This is a genomic window from Pseudomonas sp. NPDC088429 (assembly GCF_044753305.1).
Taxonomy (GTDB): domain Bacteria; phylum Pseudomonadota; class Gammaproteobacteria; order Pseudomonadales; family Pseudomonadaceae; genus Aquipseudomonas; species Aquipseudomonas rustica.
The window spans coordinates 73,447-81,883 of record NZ_JBIVMX010000022.1 but is presented as its reverse complement, the minus strand read 5'-3'; the positions used below and the strand labels follow the sequence as shown (position 1 = coordinate 81,883).

Below are 8,437 nucleotides of genomic sequence, written 5' to 3'. Positions count from 1 at the left end.
CGTCAGGCGATCACTCGCTCGATCGCCGACCAGGCCCGCACCATCCGTATCCCGGTGCACATGATCGAGACGATCAACAAGCTCAACCGTATTTCCCGGCAGATGTTGCTGGAAATGGGTCGCGAACCGACCCCGGAAGAGCTGGGCGAACGGATGGAAATGCCTGAGGACAAGATCCGCAAGGTATTGAAGATCGCTAAAGAGCCGATTTCCATGGAAACGCCGATCGGTGATGACGAAGACTCCCATCTGGGTGACTTCATCGAAGACTCGACCATGCAGTCGCCAATCGATGTCGCCACTGTTGAGAGCCTGAAAGAAGCGACTCGCGAAGTGCTGTCCGGCCTCACTGCCCGTGAAGCCAAAGTACTGCGCATGCGTTTCGGTATCGACATGAACACCGACCACACACTCGAAGAAGTGGGCAAACAGTTTGACGTAACGCGTGAGCGGATCCGTCAGATCGAAGCCAAGGCGCTGCGCAAGCTGCGCCACCCGACGCGAAGCGAGCATCTGCGCTCCTTCCTCGACGAGTGATACCAGAACCCCCGGCCCAGGCCGGGGGTTTTGTTTTTAGGCAGATTAAATTCCTCGCACCACCCTCCCCGCTGCTGACCCCGTCTACACTCGAAACAATCACCCCCGAGCCATAACGAGAGCGTTATGCCCAGACTGGCGCCCGTGCTTTTCTTGCTGTCACTGATGATTTGGACCGCAACGGCTAACGCGCTGACTCTGACCGATGAAGAACGTAGCTGGCTGGCGGCTCACCCGGACTTGCGCCTGGGTGTCGATGCATCGTGGCCACCGTTTGAGTTTCGTGACGACCAGAGCCGTTACCAGGGCCTGGCGGCTGACTACATCGACGTGATTCGCCAGCGTCTGGCGATCAAACTCACGCCGATTGAGCCCATCAGCTGGACGGAAGTGCTGGAGCAGGTCAAAACCGGCAAGATCGATCTGCTGCCGGGAATCATGTCCACCCCGGAACGGCAGAACTATCTGTCATTCACCCGGCCCTACCTCGACTTCCCGATTGTCATCCTCGCCCACGTCGGCGGCGCGCAACCGCGCAAACTCGATGATCTGTACGGATTAAAAATCGCCGTGGTGGAAAACTATGCGCCGCACGAACTCCTGCGCACCCACCACCCGGATCTGAATCTGGTGGCCATGCCCAACGTCAGCTCGGCGTTGCAGGCATTGGCGACCGACGAAGTCGACGCCGTGGTCGGCGACCTCGCCTCCAGCGTCTGGAGCCTGCGTCAGCTCAAGCTCGATGGCCTCTATGTCAGCGGCGAAACCCCGTATCGCTATCAACTGGCGATGGGCGTGCCGCGCGAAAACAAAGTGCTGGTGGGGATTCTCGACAAAGTCCTCGCCGACATGAGCCCCGCCGAAATCAGCGCCATTCAGGAACACTGGGTCGGTAACGTCCTCGATCACCGGACATTCTGGTCAGACCTGCTGGTTTACGGCTTGCCCGGCCTGTTATTGCTGATGATCGTGCTGGCCGTGGTGATCCGCATCAACCGCCGCCTCAGCTCGGAAATCGCCCGGCGCATAGACCTCGAACAGGAGCTGCGCAGCAGCGAATATCACTACCGTGGACTGGTCGAGAGTTTGTCGGCGATCGCTTGGGAAGCGCGGATGAGCGACTTCACCTACAGCTATGTGTCACCGCACGCCGAAGACTTGCTCGGTTATCCACTGTCGCATTGGCTGATTCCGGGGTTCTGGCGCAACATCATTCACCCGGCCGACCTCACTCGCGCCCAGAGTTTTTGTGATCACGAGGTGCTGGCCGGTCGCGATCACAGCCTCGATTACCGAGTGATTACCGCCGATGGCCGCTGCCTGTGGGTGCGCGACATCGTCAGCCTGATCGAACACGGCCATGAGCCGGTGATGCGCGGTTTGATGATCGACATCAGCGAAACCAAGCGCACTGAAGAAGCGCTGCGTTTGTCGGAGCAAAAATTCGCCTCGGTCTTCCAGCAATGCCCGGACATTCTGGTGATTGCGCGGCTGTCCGACGGCTGTTTGCTGGAGGTCAACGAAGCCTTCGAGGAACAGATTGGACTCAAGGCCGAAGAAGTCATCGGCCAGACCGCCACGGATCTGAATATCTGGGGCATTCCCGGCGTCGGCCCCGGTTTGCTCCAGCGCTTGCAGGCCGGCAGCATCCGCAATCTGGAAATGCCCTTTCGGCGCAATAACGGCCAAGTGTTCACCGGCCTGATTTCCGCCGAGCCGTTCGACCTCGACACCACGCCGGCGCTGGTGGTCGTGGTGCGCGACATTACCCAGCTCAAAGAAACCCAGCAGCAATTGCAAACCTCCGAAGAGAAATTCGCCAAGGCCTTCCACGCCTCGCCGGACGGATTGTTGTTGTCGCGGCAGAGCGATGGCCTGCTGTTGGAGGTCAACGAAGGGTTCAGCCGCATCACCGGTTTTAATAGCGCGATGTCGGTGGATCGCTCGGCGCTGGATCTGGGGATCTGGGTCAACCTCAACGAGCGCAAACAGATGCTCGACCTGCTGCACCGCGACGGCTTCGTGCGTGATTTCACCTGCCATATCCGCCGTAGCGATGGGCAGATTCGTCTGTGCGAAGTGTCCAGCCGACCACTGCCGATCGGTGACGAAGATTGCATGCTGACCATCGCCCGCGACATTACTGAACGTCATCTGATGCAGGAAAAACTGCAACAGGCTGCGACCGTGTTCGAGAGCACCGCCGAAGGCGTATTGATCACCGATACCCAGCAGCACATCAGCGCAGTCAACCGCGCCTTCACGGAAATCACCGGTTACAGCGAAAGCGAAGCCCTCGGCCACACCCCACGCCTGCTCGCCTCCGGCCTGCACGACAGCGCGTTTTACGCAGCGATGTGGCACCAGTTGACCGACGAAGGTCATTGGCAAGGCGAGATTTCCAACCGACGTAAAAACGGCGAGCTGTACCCGAGCTGGCTGACCATCAGCGCCGTGCGCAACCGCGACAAATTCATCACGCACTTTGTCGCTGTGTTTGCCGACATCTCCAGCCTTAAACACGCGCAGGCGAAGCTCGATTATCAGGCGCATCACGACCCGCTCACCGGCCTGCCAAACCGCACGCTGTTCGAAAGTCGCCTGCTCTCGGCGCTGACCACACAACAGGAAAACGGTGGTCAGGGCGCCGTGCTGTTCCTCGATCTTGACCGTTTCAAACACATCAACGACAGCCTCGGCCACCCGGTCGGCGACCTGCTGCTCAAGGGCATCGCCGTGCGCCTCAAAGAGCAACTGCGCGACATCGACACCGTGGCACGGTTGGGCGGTGATGAATTCATCATCCTGCTGCCCGGCCTGCAGCAGGCCAGCGACGCGGACAACATCGCCACCAAACTGCTCAACTGCTTCGGCGCGCCGTTTCAGGCTGGCGAACACGAGTTTTTCATCAGCGCCAGCATCGGCACCAGCCTCTATCCGCGCGACGGCTGCGACGTTGCCACGCTGGTAAAAAACGCCGACGCGGCGATGTACCGCTCCAAAGCCAAGGGCCGCAACCGCGTCGAAAGCTACACCCGCGACCTCACCGCGCAGGCCAGCGAGCGTATCGCGCTGGAACACGAACTGCGCCGGGCCATCGAGCGCAATGAATTGCACCTCTACTACCAGCCGAAAATCAGCCTCGATGACCATCGTCTGGTCGGTGCCGAAGCGTTGATTCGCTGGCGCCACCCAACCTTTGGCGATGTGCCGCCGGAGCACTTCATTCCGCTGGCCGAAGAGAACGGCATGATTCTGCAGATCGGCGATTGGGTGCTGGAGACCGCGTGCCGGCAGATGTTCGAGTGGAATCAGGTCTACGACAGCCTCGGCCCGTTGTCGGTGAACCTTGCCGGCGCGCAACTGCGCCAGCCGAATCTGCTCGGGCGCATCGAGCAACTGCTCAACGAAAACGGCCTGATGCCGGATTTACTGCAACTGGAAATTACCGAGAATTTCATCATGAGTCAGGCCGAAGAGGCGCTGGCCGTGCTGCACCAACTCAAACACCTCGGCGTGCAACTGGCGATCGACGACTTCGGCACCGGATATTCCTCGCTCAGCTACCTCAAACGCCTGCCACTGGACATCCTCAAAATCGACCAGTCCTTCGTCCGCGGACTGCCCGACGACCCCCACGATGCGGCGATTGTGCGCGCCATCATCGCCCTGGGCCGCAGCATGCAATTCACCGTCATCGCCGAGGGCGTGGAAACCCAGGCGCAGCAACAATTCCTCGCCGCCGAGGGCTGCGAACAGATCCAGGGCTACATCGTCAGCCTGCCGCTGCCGCCGGAAGAATTCGCCGCAACGTTTCTGCGTGTGACCGTATCGGATTTTTCGGATAGCACAGCCGAGAAACCGTCGCTATAATCCGCGGCCTACTGAGGGCCTATAGCTCAGTTGGTTAGAGCAGAGGACTCATAATCCTTTGGTCCACGGTTCAAGTCCGTGTGGGCCCACCAAATTGAAAGCCGCGCTAAATGCGCGGCTTTTTCTTGGGCGAGTGGTTGGGGGACAGTATTGGCGAGCGCAATGTTCGGAAGACTTCCCCGAAGGCTGTAGGCAAGTTCCGAAGCTGTGGTTTTGAGCGGTGTTGCGCCTGTTGGGCGTTGGTTTGACGGGATACTCTCGAGACGTCGCTGCTTATCAGCGGTCGGGCTTGGAAACCTGTCGAAATCAGAAACCAGCAACAGCGCTTGCGATCTCGATTTATGGCGGCTGTGCGTGGGACGTCTTCCGACGTGCCGGTTCCTGGTTTCCGGTTTTCCAACCTGCGCACAGCTGCCACCTATTCGATTGGAAACGATAGTGGTAGCTCCTCACACCAGGAGTTACGCCATGACTGAAACAGACTCGACCTCAGGTTTAAAAACCATCGGCCTCACCCCTTTCATCTACTGCGCCAACCAACCCCTCTTCCATGTCAGCGCCGGCGTACCAATCGGCGATGCTCTGACACAAGCCTCCGACATGCTGTTTCTAGTCAAAGCCTTCGCCGAGGAGGCTGCTTACGACAAAGCGACCGATCGCCATGCCTGGGCTGCGCATTACTTGGCTGCAATGAGTAAAGCGGTGATTGATGATGTGGTGAAGGTTCTAAGTCATCAGCCTTCTGTGGATAGAAACTACGGGCACGGTTAAACGCCTGCGCAGCCGTCCATGCGCCCCCAATTTTCGGGGCGTTCAAATTTCAATCGGGAGTGCATCAACGTTTCTCCCTCTGCGTGCGTCCGGCGACAATCACCATGGAATGGAAAGATCTGATAGTTGGCGAACGCAAATACTGCATGGCGCATTTACAGCCTTTCGAACTGAGCTATGAAGTGGCTGAGCAGCAGCTAAGCGTCAAATTCGAGTTTGGATTCCATTGTTTCACTGACGACAAAGGTCATGGTCAACCCCTCCGACACAGAGGAGAAACCCGATATTTCAGTGCAGATCGTCACCATTGCAGCAGCCAGATCGCGGATTACCTTCACAAGCGTTTTTTCAAAGGCCTCGCCGTGCCTTTCTACGTAGAAAACAGTCAGCGCTATTACTGCCTTGATTTACATGACTACGCGGTCTTTTTTTCGATCAGCAAACCGCAGAACACAACGAACCTACTCAAGCTTCGAGTCATTTCCGCCTACGAGGTCGCTGAATGGGGACGAGCGAAGTTGCCGAAAGGAAAACCACATAACGTCCGCTACATACTGGAAATGCGTAATGCGGGGAAATCCGTTTGAGAGAAAGCAAAAAGCCCCGATGCTCGCGCATCGGGGCTTTCTGTAAATCTCAATATCGGCCTTTCCTTTCACGGTTTCCCGCTTATCCCGCTCACTGGCTAGGAGTAGCTTGCGCCACCGAAATCAACACCCTTTGCTTACAAAGTTCCGGTCTGTGCTGACGCGCCGATGATAGCGCTTGAACCACACCAGGGCAACCGCCAAAACCAGTGCCGGCGCTAGTGTTGCCCGTGTGCCCAATCTGATTGAGCATGTACCATGCGCAACTCACCGCCCCCCACACCATGGAACCGCCCCCTTGCCAGACACCCGCCCACCCGCGCTCGATGAAATCGACCGTCAACTAATCGCCGCCCTGCAAATCAACGCCCGCGAAAGCGTTGCCATGCTTGCCCGGCAGTTGGGCATTGCGCGCACCACCGTGACTTCGCGACTGGCGCGGCTGGAAAAGGCCAAAGTGATCACCGGTTACGGCGTGCGCCTGGGTCAGCGGGTGGTCGATGGCGGCTTGCAGGCTTACGTCGGGATCAAAGTGCAACCGCGTTCCGGCAAAGAGGTGGTGCGTCGGTTGAGTGCGATGGCACAGGTGCAGCAGCTGTGTGCGGTGAGTGGCGAGTTTGATTATGTGGCGTGGTTGCGCACTGATTCGCCGGAGCAGCTGGATCAGTTGCTCGATCAGATTGGCGGGGTGGATGGGGTGGAGAAGACGACGACTTCGATTATTTTGAGTAGCAAGGTTGACCGGGGGCAGCCGGTTTGAGTGTTGATCATGATTTTTCGGTTGATGGATAGGACCTATTCGCGGGCAAGCCTTGCTCCTACAAGGGACAGTATGTAGCGGATTATCGTCAGATTGATCAGGTTATTGGCAAAACGACGACACTTTGCGTCTTATTAACGTGTTCCACGCTCCCTAGAATGGCTGGCATCTTTTCCTATACTCAGACGCGCATCCCGCGTCGGGTCGCCAGCAAGGTCAGCCATGAACAAGAACAATCGCCATCCTGCAGACGGTAAGAAACCAGTCACCATTTTCGGCCCGGACTTTCCGTTCGCGTTTGACGACTGGATCGAACACCCGGCCGGTCTCGGCACTATCCCTGAACACAATCATGGTGCAGAAGTGGCGATCGTCGGTGCGGGCATCGCTGGTTTGGTGGCGGCTTACGAGTTGATGAAACTCGGCTTGAAACCGGTGGTGTATGAGGCGTCGAAGCTGGGCGGGCGTTTGCGTTCGCAAGCGTTCAACGGCACCGACGGCATCGTCGCTGAACTCGGTGGTATGCGCTTCCCGGTGTCGTCCACCGCGTTCTATCACTACGTCGACAAGCTCGGCCTTGAGACCAAACCTTTCCCGAACCCGTTGACGCCTGCCTCCGGCAGCACCGTGATCGATCTGGAAGGCAAAACCCATTACGCACAGAAACTGGCGGATCTTCCTGCACTGTTTCAGGAAGTGGCTGACGCCTGGGCGGATGCGCTGGAGGCCGGCTCGCAGTTCGCCGATATCCAGCAAGCCATCCGCGACCGCGATGTGCCACGCCTGAAAGAGCTGTGGAATACCTTGGTGCCGCTGTGGGACGACCGCACGTTCTATGACTTCGTCGCCACCTCGGAAGCCTTCGCCAAACTGTCGTTCCATCACCGCGAAGTGTTCGGCCAGGTTGGTTTCGGTACCGGCGGCTGGGACTCGGACTTCCCGAATTCGATGCTGGAAATCTTCCGCGTGGTGATGACCAATTGCGACGATCACCAACACTTGGTGGTCGGCGGCGTCGAGCAAGTGCCGCAAGGCATCTGGCGTCATGTGCCGGAGCGCTGCGTGCATTGGCCTGAAGGCACCAGCCTGAAATCCCTGCACCGTGGCGCGCCGCGTTCCGGCGTGAAGAAAATCGCTCATGCGCCGGATGGCCGTTTCGCGGTCACCGATAACAATGGCGATACCCGCGAATACGCTGCCGTGCTCACCACTTGCCAGAGCTGGCTGCTGACCACGCAGATCGAATGCGACGAAACCCTGTTCTCGCAAAAGATGTGGATGGCCCTCGACCGCACCCGCTACATGCAGTCGTCGAAGACTTTTGTGATGGTCGACCGCCCATTCTGGAAGGACAAGGATCCGGAAACCGGCCGCGACCTGATGAGCATGACCCTCACCGATCGCCTGACCCGTGGCACTTATCTGTTCGACAACGGTGACGACAAACCGGGCGTGATTTGCCTGTCGTACTCGTGGATGAGCGATGCACTGAAGATGCTCCCGCACCCGGTGGAGAAACGCGTAGAACTGGCGCTGAACGCACTGAAAAAGATCTACCCAAAAGTCGACATCGCCGCGCGGATCATTGGCGATCCGATCACCGTATCGTGGGAAGCCGACCCGTACTTCCTCGGAGCATTCAAAGGCGCCCTGCCCGGCCACTATCGCTATAACCAGCGCATGTACGCGCACTTCATGCAGGACGAAATGCCGGCCGAGCAACGCGGAATTTTCATTGCCGGCGACGACGTTTCCTGGACGCCGGCCTGGGTCGAAGGCGCGGTGCAGACCTCGCTCAACGCGGTGTGGGGGATCATGAAACATTTCGGCGGTTCGACACATAAAGCGAACCCGGGCCCGGGTGATGTGTTCAAAGACATCGGCCCTATCGCCCTGCCCGAGTAAGAGG

General features: G+C 58.4%; 6 protein-coding genes and 1 tRNA gene. All 7 read left to right on the top strand.

Annotated elements, in window-relative coordinates; all coding sequences use genetic code 11:
• Positions 1-537, top strand: a 537-nt coding sequence (locus ACIP66_RS13960) for a sigma-70 family RNA polymerase sigma factor (RefSeq protein WP_400648774.1), incomplete at its 5' end; no start/stop codon positions are given.
• Positions 538-663: 126 nt separating this feature from the next.
• Positions 664-4,410: a bifunctional diguanylate cyclase/phosphodiesterase gene (locus ACIP66_RS13955; protein WP_053124422.1), complete on the top strand. Its 3,747-nt coding sequence runs from the start codon at positions 664-666 to the stop codon at positions 4,408-4,410.
• Between the two features lie 15 nt (positions 4,411-4,425).
• A tRNA-Ile gene (locus ACIP66_RS13950) sits at positions 4,426-4,502 on the top strand.
• 376 nt (positions 4,503-4,878) lie between these two features.
• Complete coding sequence (locus ACIP66_RS13945; RefSeq protein ID WP_212544995.1) at positions 4,879-5,181, top strand: DUF3077 domain-containing protein; 303 nt, start codon at positions 4,879-4,881, stop codon at positions 5,179-5,181.
• A gap of 146 nt (positions 5,182-5,327) precedes the next feature.
• Entirely contained in the window at positions 5,328-5,768 is a 441-nt protein-coding gene (locus tag ACIP66_RS13940) for a hypothetical protein (RefSeq protein WP_400648777.1), read from the top strand.
• Positions 5,769-6,066: 298 nt separating this feature from the next.
• On the top strand, positions 6,067-6,528 hold the full coding sequence (locus ACIP66_RS13935; protein ID WP_053124425.1) for an Lrp/AsnC family transcriptional regulator: 462 nt from the start codon (positions 6,067-6,069) through the stop codon (positions 6,526-6,528).
• Positions 6,529-6,750: 222 nt separating this feature from the next.
• On the top strand, positions 6,751-8,433 hold the full coding sequence (locus tag ACIP66_RS13930) for an NAD(P)/FAD-dependent oxidoreductase (protein ID WP_008085177.1): 1,683 nt from the start codon (positions 6,751-6,753) through the stop codon (positions 8,431-8,433).
• The last annotated feature ends 4 nt before the right edge of the window (positions 8,434-8,437 follow it).